Origin of the sequence: Brachybacterium sp. YJGR34 (assembly GCF_003347015.1) — a bacterium.
Taxonomy (GTDB): Bacteria; Actinomycetota; Actinomycetes; order Actinomycetales; family Dermabacteraceae; genus Brachybacterium.
The window spans coordinates 18,817-39,313 of the sequence record NZ_PNFB01000005.1 but is presented as its reverse complement, the minus strand read 5'-3'; the positions used below and the strand labels follow the sequence as shown (position 1 = coordinate 39,313).

Annotated in this window: 17 protein-coding genes; 5 read left to right on the top strand and 12 right to left on the bottom strand. The window is 70.2% G+C overall.

What is annotated here, in order from left to right; translation table 11 throughout:
* Positions 1 to 170 precede the first annotated feature (170 nt).
* Together CXH06_RS06375 and CXH06_RS06370 are read left to right on the top strand one after the other, a co-directional pair.
* Positions 171 to 1,202: a bifunctional UDP-sugar hydrolase/5'-nucleotidase gene (locus CXH06_RS06375; RefSeq protein WP_114854331.1), complete on the top strand. Its 1,032-nt coding sequence runs from the start codon at positions 171 to 173 to the stop codon at positions 1,200 to 1,202.
* A gap of 110 nt (positions 1,203 to 1,312) precedes the next feature.
* Entirely contained in the window at positions 1,313 to 2,101 is a 789-nt protein-coding gene (locus CXH06_RS06370) for a glycerophosphodiester phosphodiesterase family protein (protein WP_114854330.1), read from the top strand.
* A gap of 82 nt (positions 2,102 to 2,183) precedes the next feature.
* Here the strand turns inward: CXH06_RS06370 and CXH06_RS06365 are convergent, their stop codons facing one another.
* From CXH06_RS06365 to CXH06_RS06335, 7 genes are all read right to left on the bottom strand, one after another.
* Positions 2,184 to 2,918: a glycerophosphodiester phosphodiesterase family protein gene (locus CXH06_RS06365; RefSeq protein WP_114854329.1), complete on the bottom strand. Its 735-nt coding sequence runs from the start codon at positions 2,916 to 2,918 to the stop codon at positions 2,184 to 2,186.
* A complete protein-coding gene (locus tag CXH06_RS06360; protein WP_114854328.1) occupies positions 2,915 to 4,300 on the bottom strand; it encodes an extracellular solute-binding protein in 1,386 nt (461 codons plus the stop codon). Before CXH06_RS06360 ends, CXH06_RS06365 begins: the two co-directional genes overlap by 4 nt.
* Before the next feature lie 90 nt (positions 4,301 to 4,390).
* Positions 4,391 to 5,320, bottom strand: coding sequence for a carbohydrate ABC transporter permease (locus CXH06_RS06355; protein WP_232820228.1), 930 nt, complete (start codon positions 5,318 to 5,320; stop codon positions 4,391 to 4,393).
* Positions 5,317 to 6,252: a carbohydrate ABC transporter permease gene (locus tag CXH06_RS06350; RefSeq protein WP_114854327.1), complete on the bottom strand. Its 936-nt coding sequence runs from the start codon at positions 6,250 to 6,252 to the stop codon at positions 5,317 to 5,319. Before CXH06_RS06350 ends, CXH06_RS06355 begins: the two co-directional genes overlap by 4 nt.
* 188 nt (positions 6,253 to 6,440) lie before the next feature.
* Complete coding sequence (locus tag CXH06_RS06345; RefSeq protein ID WP_114854326.1) at positions 6,441 to 7,064, bottom strand: TetR/AcrR family transcriptional regulator; 624 nt, start codon at positions 7,062 to 7,064, stop codon at positions 6,441 to 6,443.
* A 434-nt stretch (positions 7,065 to 7,498) separates the two neighbouring features.
* Positions 7,499 to 9,673, bottom strand: coding sequence for a PQQ-binding-like beta-propeller repeat protein (locus CXH06_RS06340; RefSeq protein WP_114854325.1), 2,175 nt, complete (start codon positions 9,671 to 9,673; stop codon positions 7,499 to 7,501).
* Positions 9,674 to 10,362: 689 nt separating this feature from the next.
* Complete coding sequence (locus tag CXH06_RS06335; protein WP_114854324.1) at positions 10,363 to 11,205, bottom strand: alpha/beta fold hydrolase; 843 nt, start codon at positions 11,203 to 11,205, stop codon at positions 10,363 to 10,365.
* A 118-nt stretch (positions 11,206 to 11,323) separates the two neighbouring features.
* On the opposite strand from CXH06_RS06335, the gene CXH06_RS06330 reads away from it, so the two are divergent.
* On the top strand, positions 11,324 to 11,887 hold the full coding sequence (locus CXH06_RS06330) for a TetR/AcrR family transcriptional regulator (RefSeq protein WP_114854323.1): 564 nt from the start codon (positions 11,324 to 11,326) through the stop codon (positions 11,885 to 11,887).
* Between the two features lie 71 nt (positions 11,888 to 11,958).
* On the opposite strand, the gene CXH06_RS06325 is transcribed toward CXH06_RS06330, so the two are convergent.
* The 4 genes from CXH06_RS06325 to CXH06_RS06310 all read right to left on the bottom strand — a co-directional run bounded on the left by CXH06_RS06325 (position 11,959) and on the right by CXH06_RS06310 (position 16,092).
* Complete coding sequence (locus CXH06_RS06325; RefSeq protein WP_114854322.1) at positions 11,959 to 12,240, bottom strand: DUF2277 domain-containing protein; 282 nt, start codon at positions 12,238 to 12,240, stop codon at positions 11,959 to 11,961.
* An 83-nt stretch (positions 12,241 to 12,323) separates the two neighbouring features.
* Positions 12,324 to 13,877 carry an SDR family NAD(P)-dependent oxidoreductase gene (locus CXH06_RS06320; protein WP_369832972.1) on the bottom strand — a complete coding sequence of 518 codons (1,554 nt, stop codon included), beginning with the start codon at positions 13,875 to 13,877 and terminating at the stop codon, positions 12,324 to 12,326.
* Positions 13,878 to 13,961: 84 nt separating this feature from the next.
* Positions 13,962 to 14,993, bottom strand: coding sequence for a proline racemase family protein (locus CXH06_RS06315; RefSeq protein WP_114854321.1), 1,032 nt, complete (start codon positions 14,991 to 14,993; stop codon positions 13,962 to 13,964).
* Positions 14,983 to 16,092 (bottom strand): alcohol dehydrogenase family protein, encoded by a 1,110-nt coding sequence (locus CXH06_RS06310; protein ID WP_157975637.1) that lies wholly within the window; start codon positions 16,090 to 16,092, stop codon positions 14,983 to 14,985. Before CXH06_RS06310 ends, CXH06_RS06315 begins: the two co-directional genes overlap by 11 nt.
* 170 nt (positions 16,093 to 16,262) lie before the next feature.
* Between CXH06_RS06310 and CXH06_RS06305 the strand changes: the two genes are divergently transcribed.
* Positions 16,263 to 17,981 (top strand): AarF/ABC1/UbiB kinase family protein, encoded by a 1,719-nt coding sequence (locus CXH06_RS06305; RefSeq protein ID WP_114854320.1) that lies wholly within the window; start codon positions 16,263 to 16,265, stop codon positions 17,979 to 17,981.
* Positions 17,982 to 18,062: 81 nt separating this feature from the next.
* Here CXH06_RS06305 and CXH06_RS06300 read toward each other — a convergent pair whose 3' ends face one another.
* A complete protein-coding gene (locus CXH06_RS06300; protein ID WP_198684024.1) occupies positions 18,063 to 18,377 on the bottom strand; it encodes a transposase in 315 nt (104 codons plus the stop codon).
* 882 nt (positions 18,378 to 19,259) lie between these two features.
* Between CXH06_RS06300 and CXH06_RS06290 the strand changes: the two genes are divergently transcribed.
* Positions 19,260 to 20,492 (top strand): alanine racemase, encoded by a 1,233-nt coding sequence (locus tag CXH06_RS06290; protein ID WP_114854317.1) that lies wholly within the window; start codon positions 19,260 to 19,262, stop codon positions 20,490 to 20,492.
* The last annotated feature ends 5 nt before the right edge of the window (positions 20,493 to 20,497 follow it).

The window sequence follows — 20,497 nt, the reverse complement described above, 5'->3', positions numbered from 1 at the left end:
CGATCGACGATGACCCGTGCGCTGAATCGCGGGCTCCGGGACCTCGGCACTCCCCGTTCATCTCGTCGTCACCGCACCGCTCGTCCCCGTCGTCTCCGTGTCATGCGGATCCGCTGGGATGGGGGCACTCGGCTCGAGCAGCACGTGCCCCCATCCGAACGGAGCCCACCATGACCGCCCTGTCCCGCCGCCGCCTCGTCACCGCCGCGCTCACCGTCGGCCTGCTCGCGCCCGCGGCGTCCGCGGTCGCGGCGCCCTCGGGCGCGCAGGGCGCGAAGCTCACGGAGGGCAGGCGCTTCGCGCTGACGATCATGCACACCAACGATCTCCACGGACACCTGCGGGAGACCGTCACCGGCAAGGACGGCCAGCCCCACGAGAACAACGTGGCGAAGTACGCGACGCTGATCGACCAGGTGCGTGACGAGGAGGAGAACGTCCTCGTGCTCGATGCCGGCGATCTGTTCCTGCGCGGCGAGTTCGAGACGTTCCAGGGGGCGCTGGAGACCGAGATCCTCAAGGAGATCGGCTTCGACGCGACCGTCATCGGCAACAACGACTTCCGGGTGTTCCCGGCCGGCTCCGGCACCGCTGAGGACTCGTACGAGCAGATGAAGGACTACCAGCGCACGCTGAACTTCCCGATCCTGCTGGGCAACGTGGTGGTCGCGGAGACTGGCAAGCACCTCTCGTTCACGAAGCCCCACGTCACGCAGAACTTGGGAGGCGTGAAGGTGGGGATCATCGGCCTGACCTCCATGAAGCCGGAGCAGCGCGAGTGGGAGGACGTCGAGACGCTCGACTTCATCGATCCCGTCGACGCGCTCGAGGGCGGCCTGATCGAGGAGGTCGGCGCGAAGGCCGATGTCACCGTGGCGCTCAGCCACGCCGGCAACCCCGACGACCACCGGATCGCGCAGGTCGCGGGCGTGGACGCCGTGATCGGTGGGGACAGCCACATCGTGCTCCGCACCCCGGAGACCGAGCTGAATCCCGAGGGACACACCGTCCCGATCACGGCCGGAGGCGGCGAGCAGGAGCACTACCTGGGTCGCCTCGACCTGACGTTCGAGGTGCAGGGCGGGAGCTACGTGCTGATCGACCACTCGGGCTTCCTCTACGAGGATCTCTCTGCAGTCGAGGAGGATCCGGCGATCGTCGCGCTCATCGAGGAGTATCGGGAGGAGCTCTCGGCGCCGTGAGCCCGGGTGGCAGCAAGGGCCACTGAGGAGAACGTTCATTCCACCAGCACCGACTGTTCGTATGGGTCCCGTAGCGTTCCCGCAGAGCATCTCCCACCGTGAGGACTTCCATGAAGGTTTACGCCCACCGCGGTGCATCGATCGACGCACCGGAGAACACGCTCGCAGCTTTCTCGGCAGCACTGGAGTGCGGCGCTGACGGCATAGAACTCGACTGCTACCGGGCCAAGGACGGCCGCATCGTCGTGATCCACGACGACACGCTGGACCGCACCACGGAGGCGAGGGGCCCGGTGAAGGAGTGGACGTCCGTGGAGCTGCGTGGCGTGAACGCGGGCAACGGAGAGCATGTGCCGACGCTCAATGAGGTTCTGGAGCTCGCGGCCGGGAAGCTCCGCGTGAACATCGAGATCAAGGATCCCGACGCCGCCGACGGCGTGCTCGAGGCCGTCTCCGGCGTGGACGATCTCGACTGGTTCATCTCCTCCGGGCACTGGGCAACGCTGGAGGATCTCCACCGGCGCGCGAAGGCGCCGGTGTACCCGTTGACCCTGGGTGACCGGCGAAACGCCGAGGCGCTGGCCCGGAGGTACGCCGAGCAGATGACGCCGGAGCAGGCCGAGAAACTGCATCGCCTGGCGCTCGACTGGACGGATGCCCTCGAGTTCGCGCGACGACTGAACGCACCCGGGCTCTCGATCTACGAGCAGAACCTCACTCCTGAGATCATCTCGAGCATCCACACGGCAGGGATGGAGGCCTGGGTCTGGACCATCAACGATCCCGTGCGCGCCCTGGAGATTGCAGCCATGGGGGCAGATGCGATCTGCACGGACGCACCGGCCGAGGTCCTGGCGGCGCGCGATGCCGTACCCCCTCGGACCGGAGCGGCCGTCTGACCTCCCGCCCCAGGGGACTGTGCACGCCCTGACCGCAGATCGCGGGCAGGGCATGCATCCTCAGGTCGCTAGCCGGAGAGGATCAGCGCCGGGCGGCGAGCCAGCCTCGCAGCCGGTCGGGCCGATCGGTGATGATGCCGTCGACGCCGGCATCGATCGCTGCAGCCCACTTCTCGGGCTCGTTCACCGTCCAGGCCATGGTCCGCAACCCCCGCTCACGATTCGCCTCGACCACATCGGGGTTCTCGCCGATGACGTCCCAGTTCACGTTGCACCACTGCGCATCCACCTGCGCGCAGGACTCCATCACGCTGTCTCCCCAGGTCGCACTCAGGTATCCGAGCTGCAGGGAGGGAGCGACATCCCGAGAGATCTCGAGTGACTCCAGCGCGAAGCTCTGCACGATCACCCGTTCTGCCAGACCGGCGTCGCTGATGGTGGCGAGCTCCCGGGCAAGCGCGTCCGCCTTCCACGGCCCGCTCACCTCGAGCAGCAGTCCCAGGGACTCGTAGCGCCGAAGCAGCTCGAGCACCTCGGGCAGCAGCGGGACCGCGGTGCCGGCGAACGCAGGGTCGAACCAGGAACCCACGTCGAGACCGGCGACCGCTGCGCTGTCGAGATCCCGCAGCAGTCCGGTGCCGGCCGCCGTACGCCCGAGCGGATGGTCATGGAAGACCACTCCGACGCCGTCCGTCGTCATCTGCAGGTCGATCTCGATCATGTGGGCGTCGGCCCTGGCGGCGCTGACCAGCGCCGCCAGGGTGTTCTCCGGAGCGACCGACGAGTTGCCACGGTGAGCGACGATGCGCGGCGTCATACGTCGTAGGGCTCGACGTTCTGCTCGTGCGCACGCTGGAACGCGGCGGTGAGCTCCTCGAAGACGCCCTCGGGCTCCTCCCCGGCGAGGATGATCCGCTCGAAGTGCTCCGTGATCAGCAGGTCACCGCCGGGCAGAAGGGCTCGCGCGTAGTCCTGGACCTTGGTGATGGCGAGCTGATCGATCGGGATCTGGCGATCGGGGACCTCCTCGATCGCAGTCTGCATGGTCTCGGTCTCGATCGACGCCTTACGGGTCGGCATGTACCCGGTGTCCACAGCCCAGCGAGCCGCATTCTCCGGCGTCGCGAGGTGTGCGAGGAGCATGCCGCCGGCAAGCTGCTTCTCCGGGGTGGGTCCGGTGATCGCCAGGCCGTTGCCGCCGGTCGGGACACGGGGAGCGTCGTCCGGGATGGTGCCGCCGGGCATGAAGGCGACGCCGAGGGACGGCAGCATCTCGCGGTAGGTCACGATGCCGCCGGTGGAGCCCATGATGGACCCGTAGAGGCCGGCCCCGAATTCCGCGGCCTGGTCCACAGCGATCTTGGACCAGGCATCTGGCCCGTGGAAGGCGTCGCGGTAGAAGTTGCCCACCCAGAGGGCCTCCTCGGTGTCGAGGCTCCACTCCCATTCGTGAGAGAACGCCGCATCGTGCGCCCACAGGATGCTCTGCGCGAACCAGGCGGTGCCGGAGGGGGACGGTGCGGTCCAGCCCATCGCGGCCCCCTCGGCCGGGAGCGCCGACTGGATCTGCGGGGTCCACTCGAGGAACTCGCTCCAGGTGTCGGGGCCGCGGTCGGGCAGACCGGCAGCTTCCCAGACCTCCTTGTTGTAGTAGAACATCGGCGTGGAGCGGCCGTAGGGCATCGCCCAGTGCTGCCCCTCGTACTCGTAGTCGCCGTAGAGCGCCTCCTGGAAGTCGGCGACATCGACCTCGAGGTGTTCCAGCAGCCCGTCCACGGGAATGGTGTGACCGGTCGTCACGTATTGGAACCAGAAGACATCTGAGGCCTGCGCGACGTCCGGCTGCTCGGAGGTTCCGGCCGATGCCCGGAAGTTCTGCGCGAGGTCCTCGTAGGATCCGCCGCCGGAGACGTGGTTGACCGCGATACCCGTGTCGGCGGTGAACTCGGCGACCAGTGCCTGCTCGAGCTCGGTGTCCGCCTGCAGCGACATGAAGGTGATCGAGTCGGCGGGCACGACGGTGGTCCAGTCTGTCTGGGCTGCCACGTCGGCATTGCTGTCGCTGTCGCCGCCTCCGACGGCGGGGCCGCAGGCCGCGAGCAGGCCTGCTCCGACACCGACTCCGCCCAGCTGGAGCAGCCGCCGACGGGACGGGTGGCGGTGGGAATCCGGCAGGATGAGGCCACTTCGATTGCGCATGGTCTGTCTACTCCTAGTGATCTGACGGCGAGCGGTGCTGGGAAGACTGTGGGGTCGTCAGGGGTGATCTTGGCGGTAGAGCCGGACGGATCAGCCGGTGACCGCGCCGGCGGTGAGACCCGCGACGAGACGGCGCTGAAGCACCATGAAGACGATCAGGATCGGCAGAGTCAGGAGCGTGGTGGCGGCCAGGAGCACACCCCAGTTCTGGACTCCTTCGATGTCCTGGAGGTGGGTGAGGCCGACGGGCAGGGTCATGAGCTCCGGACTCTTCGCCACCAGGCTGGGCCACAGGTACTCGTTCCATTCACCGACGATCGTCACGAGCGTGACCGCTGCGATGGTCGGGACGGAGATCGGCACGACGATGCGGAAGAGGCGACGAAGATGGCCTGCCCCATCGAGTTCCGCGGCCTCCAGCAACGATATCGGCAACTGCATGAATTGCTGGCGGAACAGGAAGGTCGCGAAGGCACTCGCCACTCCGGGAAGGATGATTCCGACATACGTGTTGGTCAGGTCGAGCCCGGCGATCAGCGTGTAGTTCGGGATGATCGTGATCTGCCCCGGGATCAACAGAGTGAACAGGACCAGCAGGAATGCCACATTCTTGAACGGAATGTTCACGAAGACGAGTGCATAGGCGCAGGTGAGGCCGAGCAGCACCTTGAGGCCGGTTCCGACCGCGGTGATCATGACACTGTTGAAGAACATCCGTCCGATCGGGATGGAGTTCGCGACAGCCGCATAGTTGTCGGCATTCCAGTTCTCCGGGAGCCACTGGATCGGCACGGCCGAGACCTCTGCGGTGGTCTTGAAGCTCGACAGGAGCATCCAGATCACCGGGAACGCCATGACGATCACCGCCAGCATCAGCGTCACGTAGAGGCCGCTGTCCAGCGCGATCGATCCCGGGCTGCGGGTGCGCCGCCGCCGGGCCAGCGGTGTCGGCGCGGGAGCTTCCGGGAGCTCTCCCGTGAGGTGCTCGGCAGCGGACGACCGCTCGATGATGACGCTCACCGGTAATGCACCTTCCTCTCGACGAACTTCATCTGGATCAGCGTGACAAGGAGGAGCAGCACGAACAGGATCGTCGCGACGGCGGAGCCGTACCCCCCACGGCCGATCTGGAAGCCCTCGACATAGACCTGATACATGAGCGTCTTGGTCGACCCCAGAGGGCCGCCATTGGTCATCGACCGGATGAGATCGAAGGACTGCAACGCGCTGAGCGTCAGGGTGATCAGCAGGAAGAACGTCACCGGACCCAGCAGCGGGAGCACGATCGCCCGCAAGGTGCGCCAGGCGCCGGCCCCATCCAAGGAGGCGGCATCGCGGAGGTCCTGCGGCACCGACTGCAGGCCGGCCAGGTAGATCAGGGCGACGTATCCGATGTGCTTCCAGAGCGTCACGATGATGAGCATCAGCAGCGGCCAGGGTTCCTGCGTGAACCACTGCGGGGAGGGGACCCCGAACCATCCGAGGACCGTCGCGAGCAGCCCGATGTTCGGGTTGAAGATGTACATCCACAGGAAGCCGACGGCGATGCCCGACAGGACGTACGGCGCAAAGGTGACGGTGCGGACGATCCCCCGACCGACGAGCTTCCGATTGAGGGCCAGGGCGAGCGCGAGGCCGAGTGTCATGCTGCCGACGACGGTCCCGATCGCGTACAGCGCCGTGGTGATGACGATCTGGCCGGACGCAGGGTCGCTGAACCATTCGACATAGTTCGCTGCGCCGACGAACTGCGCGGCATCGGATCCGACGTTCCAGTTGAGCAGTGAGTAGTAGAAGCTCATGAACATCGGCCGATAGGTGAAAATCAGCAGAAGGGCAAGGTTCGGGCCCGCGAGCAGCGCGAAAACACCGAGGCTCCTCCACATCTTCTTCTTTCGAGCAGCGCGCCGTTCCGGCGCCACAAAGGCACGACCTAAGGCCTGCGAACTCATGACTTTGCGTTTCCGATCGCAACTGGCGGCAGATTCCCAGGGCGGTTGCCGCGGCATGCCGGCACCAATGTCGCCCTCTCGGCACATTACGCGGACCCCAGAGGTACTTCTAGGCGCACCCGGTCTCTTACGCTCGTGTTCTTGAAACGTTCACGGGACGCCCGGCGACGGCGCGGTGGAGAGGACCGTCAGGGGCGCAGCAGCTCGCTGAACATCCCCAGCGTGTCCTCGAGATCGATCTCGGGGTCCAGCAGCCACTGTGTCTGCAGACCGTCGGAGGCGGCGACCAGGAGCGCAGCGAGCGCATCGGCGTCGAGGTCCGCGCGCACCTCGCCGGCCTCCTGCTGCCGGCGCAAGCGCTGGGCCGTCAAGTCCCGCACCCGCTCGAAGCGGCGCGTGAAGTAGTCCCGAGTCTCCTCGCTGCCCTCCTCGACGGAGCCGGCCACGAGGGTCGAGTAGAGCTGGACGAAGCCGGGCACGCGCACGTTGACCCCGGCGGCGGCCACGAGGTGCTCGGTGGCCCCCAGGTCGCGCGGCTCCTCCTGCTCCCGCAGGTCCCGGCGGTGCGCCTCGGTGTGCTCGTACAGGGCCAGCAGCAGCTGCTCCCTGGAGCGGAAGTAGTGCAGCAGCGCCCCGTGGGAGACGCCGATCTCCTCCGCGACGCGGCGCAGCGAGGTCCCCTCCGGACCGCGCTCGCGGAACACCTCGAGCGCGCGGTCGAGGATCTCCTGACGCCGGGCGACGCCCTTGGAGTAGGAGCCGCGGCGCCCGATGGGGGCGTCGTAGGCCGGGCGGTCGAGGGCGGGCGGCATGGGGCGATCCTTCTGGTCCGGTACGCAGGTCCTCCGCACGGTACCCGTCGGCGCACCGGCCGTCGGACGGCCGAAGGCTTACGGCTCGGTCGAGGCCCTTCGCAGTCCCGGTGAGAAACCAGGGCAGCGAGTTGTCCCGAAAGCAGCGACGGCGACCGGAGGTGCCCACCGGGCACGGGTCTACGTCGCCGCGCACGGGAACCCGCGGATCAGTCGCCTGATCACCGTCAACGGCGCCGACGATCGCGCCACAGCATTCACTCGATCCACGCGACGGTTCGCCAGGCGGCACCAGCGGACCCGTCCATACTCGCCCCGGCACGACGCAAAGGCCGAGCAGCCGGGGAAGTCAGCAAGAGCCCTCCCCGGCCGCTCAGTCGAACGGCCGCCTTCTCCGCCGACCGCGCAGAGGCGGCGCTGTCGTCGGCGGCGTCTCAGCCGCGGGCGTAGGCCCGCAGCTCGCCACCCATGGTGCCGAACACCTGCACGGCCCCGCCCTCGAGGGCGACCGGTGAGGCGAAGATCAGGTCGCGGGAGATCTGGCCGCGCAGCTCGGAGGTGCCCGCGTCCGTGTCCACGTCCTCGATCAGGCCCGACATGCCGGTCACGGTCACGGCAGGGGCGTCGATCAGCATCGCGGGGTTCCACGCGTCGGGCTCGGTGCCGTGCTCGAGACGGACCGTGCCTGTAGCCGGCTCGATCACTCGCAGGGTGCCATCCTCCTCGGTGACCAGCAGGTCCTCACCCAGCATGGTGGGGGTGGAGTGGCGGAAGGCGCCCGTGATCTCCCAGACCGTCTCCCCGGTGGCACGGTCCACGGCCCGCAGCTGCTCCACCGCGGCGACCACCAGCAGGTCCTCGGGCATCAGCAGCAGCTGCGTGTCCCAGGGGCCGTAGATGAGGCGGGAGTAGGAGCCGGAGCGGTTCGAGTGGTCCTTGTGCCACAGCGGCTCGCCGGTGCGGGCGTCGACCGCCCAGGCGTTGCCGTCGCCGCCGCCCACGTACACGCGCTCCCCGTCGGTGACCGGCAGGCCGCAGCTGACCTGCGGCATCTCCCAGGTCCACCGGACCTCACCGGTCGCGGCATCGAGGCAGGCGAAGGTCTCCATCGCGCAGGCCAGCACCACCGCGGTGCCGTCGATCTCGCCGGTCCCCAGATCGGACATCACCGGTGCCCCCAGATCCGTGGACCACAGCACCTCGCCGGTGGCGGCGTCGAAGGCGTGGACCTGGTGGTCGCCGGTGGGAACGAAGACGCGGCCGGTCTCCGCGTCGGTGGCAAGGTTGGAGTGGACGGCGCCGATCTCGTGGGTCCACACGGTCTTGGCCGTGCCGCCATCGGCGCGGACTCCGCGCACCTCCCCCGTCGTCGTCGCGGCGACGACTATGCCGTCGACCTCGGCGAGCGCGCCCTGGATGCTGCCGTTCACCTCGAGGGTCCACGCGGGGGTGAAGCCGTCGATGGCGAAGGGGACGACCTCGCGCCAGATCGCCCCGTCCTCGCCGGTCACGCGCACGATCACGCGGTGCTCGCCGGGCACCAGGGCGGACAGGTCCAGCAGACCGTCGAAGTGGGGCCCGTCGGCCTCGAAGGCGTGCCACTCGCCCGTGCCGTCCAGCCGGGTGTGGGGGTGGATGGTCCCCTCGACGGTCGCGATCGGAGCACGGCCGGCGGCGACCACGCGCACCTCGAGCTGATTCCCGCTCACGGTCGCGGTCACGTTCTGCGGGCGGAGTGTCTGCGCGTCCGGGGTGGGACGGGAGAGATCGATCGTCCCGGCGGGGCGGCGGCCGGGCTCGGCGTCGGGCCGGGTGGGGTCTGCGGCGGTGACCCGCTCGATCTGGAGTTCGTCCGTGTCCTCGCCGCGCTGGCGGGTCAGCAGGTAGAAGCCGGGCTCGTTGCGGCTGGCGACGCCCACGAACTCGGTGATCCCGTTGACTCGGGTGATGCGCTCACGGTGGATGTGGCCGCTGAGGAAACCGGCCACACCCGCGTCCGCCAGCAGGGAGATCAGGTCCTCGCGATTGCTGATGTAGTAGGAGTCCACACCGATCGGATAGTGACCCACGGCGAGGATCGGCCGGCCCTTCGCCTGGGCGAGATCGGCGTGCAGCCAGTCCAGGTCCGCCTGGTCGTGGTAGCCCACCTGCTGCTGGGTGAGGGTGGGGTCGGTCAGCACGATGTGCAGGTCGCCGAGATCCACGGAGTGCTGCAGCGCCCCGATCGCCTCGCGGTAGGACTCGAAGCCGGACGCGTCCCAGCGGGTCTCGTGGTTGCCGGGCACGTGGTGGACGCGCTCGCGCAGGCCCGCCGGGAGCAGGTCCAGCCAGGCCTGCAGCTCGGCGACGCTGCCGTACTCGGTGATGTCGCCGCCGTGGAGGATGAGGTCGGGATCCTGCGCGATGAGTGCATCGACGGTGGCCTGGGCGCCGGCCATCTTGGCGTCCGCCTCGGGGTCCACGTGGACGTCGGTGATGAAGGCGATGACCTGGTCGGCGGAGGCGGTGGGGGCGGCTGCGGCGGGTCGGGCATGGGGGGAATACATGGCGACGGCAGCACCGCCCACGGCGGTGGCGGAGAGGAGAGAGCGGCGGGAGAGGGAACTCATGTCCGCGGAAGCTATGCGGGCCGGGTCACATCGCTCCGAACGAGGCCTGAACGGCCGACGGCAGGGGCAGGAACACGGTCGAGGAATCGCCCGGAGGGTGACATGTCGGGCCCATCGGCCGGCGCCCGACTCACGCGGACGAGTGATTGCGACATCGCGACCGTGCGGCGTGCGGTGCGGTGCGGTGCGGTGCGGGTCAGTAGATCGACAGCACCACTGATCTCGAGGAGAAACTGCTCCGCATGCTCCAAGGAGTCACGGCCCCACCGGGGCGACGTGATCGTGTGCGGTGCCCTGCGTGTCAGCCGTCGTGAGGGCGGCCATCCGGATCGGGCGCGGACCGCAGCCGATCCGCGATCTCCTCCTCCGGCCGGGGTGCCGTCGTCTCATCATCCTCGAGCTGTGGGACGGGCGGCTCCCCAGGGCCGGGGAACGGTTCGTGCGTGGGTTCTCCGGATCGAGCGGTCATGGCGAGGCCTCCCATGTCGTGGTGCTGCCAGGGTACGTGCGGCGGGAGGCGTGGAACAGGTGGGGTATGCGAGCTCGCGACGTGCCGACGACGGCTCAGACGTGCTGCTCCACGAGGGCGCCCTCAGCCGCCAAGGCCACTCGCACCGCGCTCCCCCACGATGCCCCGAAAGTCATGCCTCCGGCCTCGGGGCACCGCGGGAGCGTCAGCGAACGGTCAATCAGCGAGCCAGGAAGGCCGTCAGCGCGGAGTTCACCTCGTCCGCGTGGGTCCAGAGCAGCCCGTGCGGGGCGCCCTCGATCTCGACGTACTCCGCCTCCGGCACCGCCGTGCGGAAACGGCGGGCGGTGGCATCGATCGGGAGAGTGCGGTCACCGGTGCCGTGCAGGATCAGGACGGGCTTCCCGCTCTCCCGCACCGCCTCCACGTCGGGGCGGAAGTCCTCGATCCAGGTGGGCACCACGGCGTGGGCGGCGACCGGGGCGCTGGAGATGGCCACGTTCCAGCTGGCGTCGACCACCTGCTGGCTGATGCGGGTGCCGAGGTTCTCGTCGAGGTTGTAGAAGTCCGCGAAGAAGTCGGTGTACCAGGCATAGCGGTCCTTCTTCGCGGCGTCGACGATGCCGTCGAAGACGTCCTGCGGCACACCCTCGGGGTTGTCCTCGCGCTGGACGAGGAAAGGCTCGAGCGACGCGAGGAAGGCCAGCTTGGCGATCCGCTCGTGACCGTGGCGGCCCACGTAGCGGGCGAGCTCTCCCGTGCCCATCGAGAACCCGACGAGGATGACGTCGCGCAGGTCGAGGGTCTCGAGCACGGTGTGCAGATCCGCGGCGAAGGTGTCGTAGTCGTATCCGGCGCCGACCTTGGTGGAGCCCCCGAAGCCGCGGCGGTCGTAGGTGATCACGCGGTAGCCCTGCGCGAGCAGCTCGCGGGTCTGCAGCTCCCAGCTGTGGCCGTCCAGCGGGTAGCCGTGGATCAGGACGACGGGCTGACCCGACCCCTGGTCCTCGTAGTAGAGCTCGATGTCCGTGCTGTTCTCGGTGCCGACGGTGATGCGTCCCATGGTGCAGCTCCTTGTCCGGGAGGCCCTGCCCGGGCCTCGAAGAGGCGAGAACGATCGTTCTCACCTCGTGCCACACAATCTAGAGAACGATCGTTCTCACGTCAAGTAGACTCGGACGATGGACGACATCGAGGCGCGCCGGCGAATCCTCACCGCGGCCGAGGAGCTCTTCTACCGCAAGGGATATGCCGCCGTCGGCATGGCGGATCTCCGCACGGCGGCGGGGGTGTCGCTGCGCAGGCTCTACGGGCTGTACCCGTCCAAGAACGACCTCGTCACCGCAGTGCTCGCGCGCCAGCACGACATCTGGGAGCAGTCCCTGTCCCAGCGCGTGGACGCGGCCGGGCCCGACGCGCGCGCACGACTCCTCGCCGTCTACTCGTATCTCGAGGACTGGTTCTGCACGGACACCTTCCGCGGCTGCGCATTCCTCAACGCCTTCGGCGAGCTCGGCGGAACAGACCCCGAGGTCGCCGGCATCGTGCGGGAGCACAAGGCGTCGTTCCAGCGGTACATGGCGGGTCTCGTCACCGAGCTCGGCGCGCCGACGCTGCTCGCCGATCAGCTGTCGATCCTCGCCGAAGGCGCCCAGAGCACCGCGGCCATCTCCGGGGATCCCGCCGCCGCCGCGCAGGCCCGACGCGCCGCCGAGGTGCTGATCGACGCGTCCTGCGCGGCCTGACGGCGCCTCGGGGCACATCCTCAGGACACGGGAGCTGACCGGCACGGCACGGTCCTCCGCGTGCGAAGACCTCAGGACGCGCTGGCCGCCGGGAACCGCTTCGCGGAGCGGGCGCGGGCCTTCTCCCGCTCCACCTCGCGGTCCTTCGGAGGCGCCGAGGTCACCAGATCCGCCAGCAGATGCTCGGTGGCGTGGGCGATCTCGGCGACGGCTCGATCGAAGACCTCAGCATTGGCCTGGGACGGCTTCGTCATCCCGCTGACCTTGCGCACGTACTGCAGGGCCGCGTCATGTACCTCTTGGGAGGTGGCCTCGGGGGCGAAGTTGTGGAGCGGTCTGATGTTCCGGCACATGACCTCAGGCTGGCACGCGGCACCCCGGCGGACAAGACCTGCTCCCGCGGCGCGCACGGCGCGGATCTCGGCCGCCCCTGCCCTCACCAGGGGCTGGGCGCGTAGTCCTTGACGAAGCAGCCGTAGAGGTCCTCGCCGGCCTCGCCGCGCACGATCGGGTCGTACACCCGGGCGGCACCGTCCACGAGGTCCAGCGGCGCGTGCCAGCCCTCCGCGGCGATGCGCAGCTTCTCCTGGTGCGGTCGCTCATCGGTGATCCAGCCGGTGTCGACCGCGGTCATGAGGATGCGGTCCGTCTCGAAGGCTTCGCCGGCGCTGGTCCGGGTGAGCATGTTCAGGGCCGCCTTGGCCATGTTCGTGTGCGGGTGGCCGGCGCCCTTGTAGCGCCGGGAGAACTGGCCCTCCATGGCGGAGACGTTGACGATGTAGGCGCGACGCGCCCCGGCCTGGACGGCGGCGCGCAGCGAGGCCCGCAGGCGACTGATCAGGAGGAACGGCGCGGTCTCATTGCACAGCTGCACCTCGAGCATCTCGAGGGGATCCACCTGGTCGACCGTCTGCGTCCACGAGTTGCTCGTCTGCAGGTCCGGGAGCAGACCGCCCGCGTCGACCGCGGTCCCCGCCCGGTGCGCCTCGAGGCTGGCCCCGCCGGCGCGCAGCGCGAGAGCGGTCATCGACGCCGCGCTCTGCGCCGATCGGGCGTGCTCCAGGGACTCCCCGTCGTGATGCGGGACGGACTGCGCGTCCAGCACCCCGGCGATCGCCGCGGGGTGCGCCTCGGAGATGCGGTCGAAGCTCATCATCTCCGGCAGGGTGAGGTCGCTGGGCAGCGGGGCCTCCTCCGCCTCGATCAGGGCGGAGTACGAGGAGGGTGAGCGCCGCACGGTCTGGGCGGCGTTGTTGATGAGGATGTCCAGGGGGCCGGCGGCGGCGACGTCATCGGCGAGGGCGACCACCTGGGTGGGGTCACGCAGATCGATGCCGACGATCGTGAGCCGGTGGATCCAGTCCGCGGCGTCCTCCATCTGCGCGAACCGTCGGCTGGCGTCCTTGGGGAAGCGCGTGGTGATCGTGGTGTGCGCCCCGTCGCGCAGCAGGCGCAGCGCGATGTACATGCCGATCTTGGCGCGGCCTCCCGTGAGCAGCGCCCGCTTGCCCGTGAGGTCCGTGCGCTGATCCCGCTTGGTGTGGGACATCGCCGCGCAGTCCGGGCAGAGCCCGTGGTAGAAGGCGTCCACCAGGGTGTACTCGACCTTGCAGATGTAGCAGCCGCGCGCTTTCTGCAGCTCCCCGGCGAAGGCGCCGCGCGCCGAGGATACCAGCGGGATCCCCCTGGTCTCGTCGTCGATGCGCAGCGGGGACCCGGTGGCGGTCGCCTCGACCACGGCCCGGTCGGCCTTGCGCTGCGCCCAGGTCTTGGTGCCGCGCCGCGTCTTCGTCAGGCGCTTGGTGAAGGTGCGGGTGGCGCGGACGATCGCCACGAGGTCCTCGCTGCCCTCGGTCAGGGTGGGCGCCGCCTGCAGCACCCGCAGGGCCGTGGCGACGTCCTCGGCGGTGAGCTCACCGGACGCGGTGGCATCGGGTGCGCTGGCGCCGTCCGAGGCGGCGGACGAGCAGGAGGCGGCGGGTTCTGACACCGATGAAGTGTACGTCGGCAGCAGGTGCCGGACTGGGCTGGATTGGTCACACCCGGCGGCGGCCGACGGCCCCGTTCTCGACGCTCACGGCGTCAGCAGCCGCTCCAGGTCCGAGGCGTCCACGAGCGGGTCGTCGAGGTCCACGGTGATCCGCGAGCGGGCCAGCACCCGGGCGGTGCCGGTGATGGTCGAGTGCCAGGCCGCGAAGTCCCCCACCCTGGCCTCGCCCTTCACGGTGCCCACGAAGCGGTTGCCGCGCGGCGAGATCGTCTCCAGCGTGTCCCCCGGGGCGAGCTCGCCGTCCCCGGCCAGGAGCGCGAGGCGGGCGGAGGTGCCGGTGCCCGTGGGGCTCCGGCACAGCACCCCGGGGTGGACGTAGGTCGCGGAGCGGGACTCCACCTTCCCGTTCTCCAGCGTCCGCACCCGGCCCATGAAGTGCACGAAGGGCAGCGGCCCCACGTCCCCCAGGGTGGGGTGCTCCTGCCGCAGCCCGGGGCGGGCGGCGCGCACGAAGGCGTCGCCGAAGGCGGTCAGGGCGATCTGCTCCTCGGGCGTGAGCTCGAAGCCGTGCTCCGCGGCGCGGATCATCGCGTAGTAGCCGCCGCTCCACACCAGGTCGAAGGACACCCGCCCGTGATCGGGGACCTCGACGGACAGGCCCCGCTCGGCGACATAGGCGGGAGCTCCCTGGGTGGTGATCGACTCGACGCGACCCTCGACGTTCTGCGCCGTGATGCGGGCCGGCCCCGCCGGCGACTCCAGCACCAGGTCCTGCAGTCCGTCGACCATCTGGACCATGCCGCCCTCCAGCAGGGCGGTCGCCACGCAGATCGTGTTGGACCCCGAGTACAGCGGGTACCCCATGGCCTCCATGATGATGTAGCCGGCCTGCGCCTCCGGATCCCCCGGGGCGACGATCAGGTCCACCGACATCGCCGGATCCCCGTAGGGCTCCGAGAGCAGCAGGCGCCGCAGGCCGTCGCCCTCCCGCTCGAGGAACCGGGCCTTCTCGAGGGCGTCGCCCCCGGGGATCGGCTCGATGCCGGCGGTGACCACGCGGGAGACGTCCCCGCCGGCCTGGGTGTCGATGAGCTCGAGGGTCCGTTCACGGCGCATACGGCGCCCCCACGCGCTCCCAGTGCCGGTCCGGCACCACCACCAGCTTGCCGATGAAGGTCTTGGCACCGAAGGCGCGCTGCGCCTCCCGCAGCGCGGAGAGCGGGAAGGTGCGGTCCAGCAGCGGGCGGATCCTGCCCTCCTGGATGTGCCCCACCAGGCGACGGAAGGCGGTGCGGGTGCCCTGCGAGGAGCCGTGCAGCTCGAGCTGCTTGAGGTACATCGTGCGCAGGTCCAGCTGCACCACCGGCCCGCCGATCGCCCCGGCGGTGGTGTAGCGGCCCTCCGGGCGCAGGATCCGCAGCAGATCGTTGAACATCTCCCCGGCCACGAGGTCCGCGACCACGTCCACCGGGGCGCCGATCATCGCCTCCACCGCTCCCACCAGGTCCTCGACGTCGCGCAGGACCACGTCCTCGGCACCGATGGCGCGCAGCGCGTCCTCCTTGCCGGCGCTGGTCACGGCGTACGGGATCGCGCCGCGCACGCGGGCCAGCTGGATCACCGCGGAGCCGACACCGCCGGAGGCGCCGGTGACCAGCACCCGCTCCCCCACCGCCAGGCGGGCGCGGTCGAGCATCTGCTCCGCGGTGAGATAGGCGCAGCAGAAGGTGGCCAGGGCGGCATCGGGGATCTCGGCGGTGATCTCGTAGGCGTTCTCGGCGGGCACCGCGACGTACTCGGCGTACCCGCCGTCGCGGCCGTGGCCGATGTAGTCGATGTCCGCCAGGGAGTCGTCGCCCTCGGGGCGGTGGTACAGGCTGAAGTCGACCATCACCCGCTGTCCGAGGCGCTCGGGGTCGACACCCGCGCCGAGCGCGGCGATGCGGCCCACGATGTCGGCGCCCTGGATGCGGGGGAACTCCAGGGTGGGGCGCCCCCGTCGCCAGCTGGAGACCGCACCGGGGTCCGTCTCGGACCCGTAGGCACCCTCACGCACCCAGATGTCGGTGTTGTTCATCCCGCAGGCGTGCACGTCGACGAGCACCTCCCCGGCCGCCGGGCGCGGAGTGGGGACGTCATGGGAGAGGACCAGCTGGTCCGGGCCGCCGTGGCCGGTGAGCAGCATGGCGGTCATGGTCTCGGGGATCGGGGTCATCGAGGTGCCTCCCCTCCTCGGGCTGCGCGAGCACGCGGTGCCGCGCGAATGCCGTGCACGGCCAGGGTCGCACCGCACCGCCCCTTCCGTCCATGGGGAGGGTCCGACGACCGGGCGGGACGCCGGGTGCCAGATAGCATCGGGCACGCCGCCCACCCCAGGAGACATCCATGGTCCTCCCGCACTCCGCCGCCCGCTACCGCCAGATCGCCGAGGTGCTGGTCGGCAATGGGCTGTTCGCCCTCGCCGAGCAGGTCGGACTCGCCGAGCACGTGCCGGCGCCGATGCGCCGGGGCCTGCTGGCCTCGCTCGGCGCCGCCGCGGAGGACCGTGAGGACGCGCTGCCGGGGCCGGTCCGCCTGCGCACGGCCCTCGAGGAACTGGGGCCCACCTTCGTCAAGCTCGGACAGATGCTCGCCACCCGGGACGATCTGCTCCCCGCGGAGTACACGGAGGAGCTGACGCGCCTCCAGGACGGCGTCACCCCCGTCCCCTACGAGGAGATCGCCGCTCTGGTGCGCGAGGAGCTCGGCGCCGCGGCGGACGAGGCCTTCGCCGCCTTCGACCACACGCCGCTGGCGACGGCCTCGATCGGGCAGGCGCACGGCGCGCGCCTGCGGGAAGGCACCGAGGTGGTCGTCAAGGTGCGCAAGCCGGGCGTGCAGGAATCGGTCATCACCGATCTCGACATCCTCCGCCACCTCGCCGGGATCGCGGACCGCGAGTGGGACCTCGCCCGGGACGTGGACATCGTGGGGCTGGTCGAGGCCTTCGACCGCAGCCTCCGCCGCGAGCTGGACTATCGCACGGAGGCGGCGAACGTCGAGCGCTTCCGGGAGAACCTCGCCGGGGACCCCGTGGTGCGCATCCCGCGGGTGTACGCCGAGGCGAGCACCTCGCAGGTCCTCACCGAGGAGCGCGCCCGGGGCCTGCGCATCACCGACGGCCCGGCGCTGGACGGGGCCGGGATCGATCGCCCGGCGCTCGCCCGGGCCGCGACTCGCACGATCGTGCAGATGGTGCTCGTGGACGGGATCTTCCACGCGGACCCGCACCCGGGCAACATGTTCGTGCGCGAGGACGGCGGTCTCTGGCTGATCGACTACGGGATGATCGGCGAGCTGCGACCGAGCGAGCGGGAGGACATCGTCCGCCTGACCTTCGCCCTGTCCCGTCACGACCGCGACGGCGTCGCCGCGGCCCTGCTGCGCCTCGCCCCGCCGCGCGGCAGCCTGGACCGGCCTCGCTACCACCGGGACGTGCAGGCGCTGCTGGAGACGGTCGAGGGGCGCGCCCTCGGCGATATCTCCCTCGAGCAGTTCTTCTCCCGGCTCACGGTGCTGATCCGTCGGCACCGGCTGCAGCTGCCCTCGGAGATCTCGATGCTGCTGCGGATGCTGGTCCTGGTCGAGGCCAGCGCCATCGCCCTGGACCCCGCGTTCCGCATCACCGATGTGCTGCAGGAGGTGCTGCCCGTCGCGCTCGCGCAGCTGTGGTCCCCGGAGGCGATCCTCCACCGCGTCTCCTCCGCAGGATTGGATGCCCTGCACCTCGGGGCGGAGGCTCCCCGCCGCGCCCAGCGCCTCCTGGACGACTACGAGGCGCGCGGCGTCGCCGTGCGCATGGACGCCTCCGACCTCGAGCCGCTCATCGAGCGCGTCGAGGCGACGGGGGACCGCGTGGTCGCGAGCATCACGATGGGGGCGCTGCTGGTGGGGATCGGACGCGTCGCGGCCGCCTCCGCGTCCGGGCGCCCCCGCGGGCTGCGCGACCCCCTCCTGCTCGCCGCCGGCGGGGCCACGGCGCTGCTGGGGACCTATCTCGCCGCCGGTGCCGGTCCGGCACGCACGATCGGGCGGGTGATCCGCCGCAGCGCACGAGGGCGGTGAGGCCGCCCCCACCCGTAGTGCCTCATGTCAATCTGCCCGCGACATCTCTTCGGTGCCTCACGTAGGGATGCCCGCGAAACCTCACGCGCTCGGGCGGAGGCGGATCCCTGTGGGGGTGTCGGGGAGGGGTTTTGTGAGCGGGGCCCCGAGGTCGAGCGTGCGGTCGCGGGCATGGCCGGTGAGGCGGTCCTGGATGGTCTGGATGTTGCGGGCGATCTCGGCCGGGTTGAGCGTGCTGCGATACGCGATCAGCTCCTGGCTCTGCTTGTTCGAGAACACGTCCGCGGCCAGCAGGCGGTCCAGCGGCGTGGCGGGATCGTCGTCGGCGCGGCGGCGCCGACCGGAGGCATCGCTCGACCAGCCGGTGGGCTTCCTGGTGGGCGTGTGGTAGTTCATCCGGTCGTTGACCAGCGGCCAGAGCCGGTTCAGCAGTGCCAGCTCCTCGGGGGTGTCGTAGCGCCAGTGGAACGCATACCGCCGTACCCACGGCGTCTTCGAGCGCGGCCAGGAAGTGGACGTGGGCGTTGTTCTGGATCGAGCGAGTGCACGTCCACCCGGTATGCACGCAGGTCAGATCGAGGGTGCGGGCGAACTCGCCCTTGAGCGTCAGACAGAGCGCAGTGCGCGACGGTGTCACCCTCGAAGAACCCCGGCTCGGCCTCGACCTCGTCGCCGGCCTTGCGGACCGTGATCGAGGTGCGCAGCAATGGCGACGTCCTCGTCGCTGAGAGCCCACGCAGGGGGCCCTCTCCCGGGCCGGGCGGAGGCAGCGGTCTATCGTCCGCGCTCTCGTGTCGACACCGACCGCAGCGTCGGGAGAGGGCCGCAGCATCGGGAGAGGGCCGCGAACGTTCACGTATTTGCGGATACGCAACTTCGCGAACGCCACGACAGCGGGGCCTTCAGGGCGTCGAAGGAGTACTTCCGTGAGCGGCTCCGCCGAGATCCCGCTCGCCGGCCTGGCGGCGCCCTGCAGGCGCCTCCTGGCGCTGTCCCGGGACCACCCCGTGACCGCAGTGACCTCGTCCACCATTACCCCCCTCGTCCTTCCTCGAAGCCTGCCGGTAGGCCCTTGCGTACTTCGCCGTGATCCCCGCTCCCGCACCCATCGTCAGCTCACATCCCATGCCCCAGCGTCACACCGGTTCGCAGGCACCTCTACGTGTAGCACCGAGGATGTTTCGCGGGCATTCGCCGTGAGTCTCGTCGCCACCTTGCGCACTCCCGGCCGAACCCCGAGACTCGCAGTCACCGTCATCGAGCAGAGCGAGGTCGCCCATGTCCCAGCAGGTCCAGCGCACGGTCCGTGCGGAGGACAAGTCCTTCCCGGCAGGAGCCGTCGGCCGGGACATCACGGCGCTCGAGCTGCCGCTCGCGGAGTTCTCCACCCCGCTGCTGGTGCTCGATGAGCAGGCCATCGCGCACAACCTGCAGGTGATGGCCGCGTGGACCGGCGAGCGCGGGCTCGAGCTGATGCCGCACGGGAAGACCACCATGGCGCCGGTGCTGTGGCGCCGCCAGCTCGCGGCCGGCGCCACGGGGATCACGGTGGCGACCGGCTGGCAGGCGGACGTCGCCCTGCGCGCCGGCGTGCCGACGGTGCAGATCGCGAACACCTGCACCGATCCCGCGCTGCTGCGGCGACTGGCCGCGCACCTGGCCGCCCATCCCGAGCAGGAGCTGGTGTGCTGGGCGGACTCGCCGGCCACGATCGACCTGCTGGACGAGGCGCTCCCGCCGGACGCCCGGCTGGGGGTGCTGGTCGAACTCGGCGCCGAGGGCGGGCGCACCGGAGCGCGCACCGCGGCCGACGTCCTCTCCCTCGCCGAGCGCGTCGCCGCCTCCCCCGCTCTCGTCCTGCGCGGCGTGGCCGGCTACGAGGGGGCGCTGGCGCACGACCGCTCCGAGGAGGCCCTGCGTGTCGTAGGTGCCTACTGCGATCAGCTCGCCGCGCTCGTGGACAGGGTGCGGCCCCTGGTCAGCGGCACCCCGTGGGTGACCGCGGGCGGCAGCGCCTACTTCGACGTGGTGGCCGCGAGCTTCGCGGGGCTCGCGGATGTCCGGGCGATCCTGCGCTCCGGGGCGTACATCGTCCACGACAGCGGCTTCTACCGGGGCATCTCCCCGCTGGACGCCACCCGCGGGGTCGAGGACGAACAGGCGCTGCACGCCGGGATGCGCGGCTACGCCCGGGTGGTCTCGATGCCGGAGCCGGGCCTCGCACTGCTCGACGCCGGCAAACGGGACCTGCCCTTCGACGAGGGGCTCCCCGTGCCGCTGGGTGTCTCCCGGACGCTCGGCGGGCCGGAGCGGCCGCTGGCCGGCGAGGTCACCGCCCTCAACGATCAGCACACCTTCCTGCGCCTCGGGGACGAGGAACCGCTCAGGATCGGTGACGTGGTCTCCCTGGGGCTGTCCCACCCGTGCACGGCCTTCGACAAGTGGCGGCTGATCCCGATCCTCGACACCACCTCAGGCCTCGTGCACGAGGCGGTCGAGACCTTCTTCTGAGCCCG

Excerpts from the sequence above, each read along its gene's own strand:
- CXH06_RS06305 (WP_114854320.1), top strand. The coding sequence starts at position 16,263 with ATGGTCCTCCCGCACTCCGCCGCCCGCTACCGCCAGATCGCCGAGGTG.
- CXH06_RS06345 (WP_114854326.1), bottom strand. The coding sequence starts at position 7,064 with ATGCCGCCCGCCCTCGACCGCCCGGCCTACGACGCCCCCATCGGGCGC.
- CXH06_RS06325 (WP_114854322.1), bottom strand. The coding sequence starts at position 12,240 with ATGTGCCGGAACATCAGACCGCTCCACAACTTCGCCCCCGAGGCCACC.
- CXH06_RS06330 (WP_114854323.1), top strand. The coding sequence starts at position 11,324 with ATGGACGACATCGAGGCGCGCCGGCGAATCCTCACCGCGGCCGAGGAG.
- CXH06_RS06340 (WP_114854325.1), bottom strand. The coding sequence starts at position 9,673 with ATGAGTTCCCTCTCCCGCCGCTCTCTCCTCTCCGCCACCGCCGTGGGC.
- CXH06_RS06375 (WP_114854331.1), top strand. The coding sequence starts at position 171 with ATGACCGCCCTGTCCCGCCGCCGCCTCGTCACCGCCGCGCTCACCGTC.
- CXH06_RS06290 (WP_114854317.1), top strand. The coding sequence starts at position 19,260 with ATGTCCCAGCAGGTCCAGCGCACGGTCCGTGCGGAGGACAAGTCCTTC.
- CXH06_RS06360 (WP_114854328.1), bottom strand. The coding sequence starts at position 4,300 with ATGCGCAATCGAAGTGGCCTCATCCTGCCGGATTCCCACCGCCACCCG.
- CXH06_RS06365 (WP_114854329.1), bottom strand. The coding sequence starts at position 2,918 with ATGACGCCGCGCATCGTCGCTCACCGTGGCAACTCGTCGGTCGCTCCG.
- CXH06_RS06370 (WP_114854330.1), top strand. The coding sequence starts at position 1,313 with ATGAAGGTTTACGCCCACCGCGGTGCATCGATCGACGCACCGGAGAAC.
- CXH06_RS06335 (WP_114854324.1), bottom strand. The coding sequence starts at position 11,205 with ATGGGACGCATCACCGTCGGCACCGAGAACAGCACGGACATCGAGCTC.
- CXH06_RS06300 (WP_198684024.1), bottom strand. The coding sequence starts at position 18,377 with ATGAACTACCACACGCCCACCAGGAAGCCCACCGGCTGGTCGAGCGAT.
- CXH06_RS06310 (WP_157975637.1), bottom strand. The coding sequence starts at position 16,092 with ATGACCCCGATCCCCGAGACCATGACCGCCATGCTGCTCACCGGCCAC.
- CXH06_RS06350 (WP_114854327.1), bottom strand. The coding sequence starts at position 6,252 with ATGAGTTCGCAGGCCTTAGGTCGTGCCTTTGTGGCGCCGGAACGGCGC.
- CXH06_RS06315 (WP_114854321.1), bottom strand. The coding sequence starts at position 14,993 with ATGCGCCGTGAACGGACCCTCGAGCTCATCGACACCCAGGCCGGCGGG.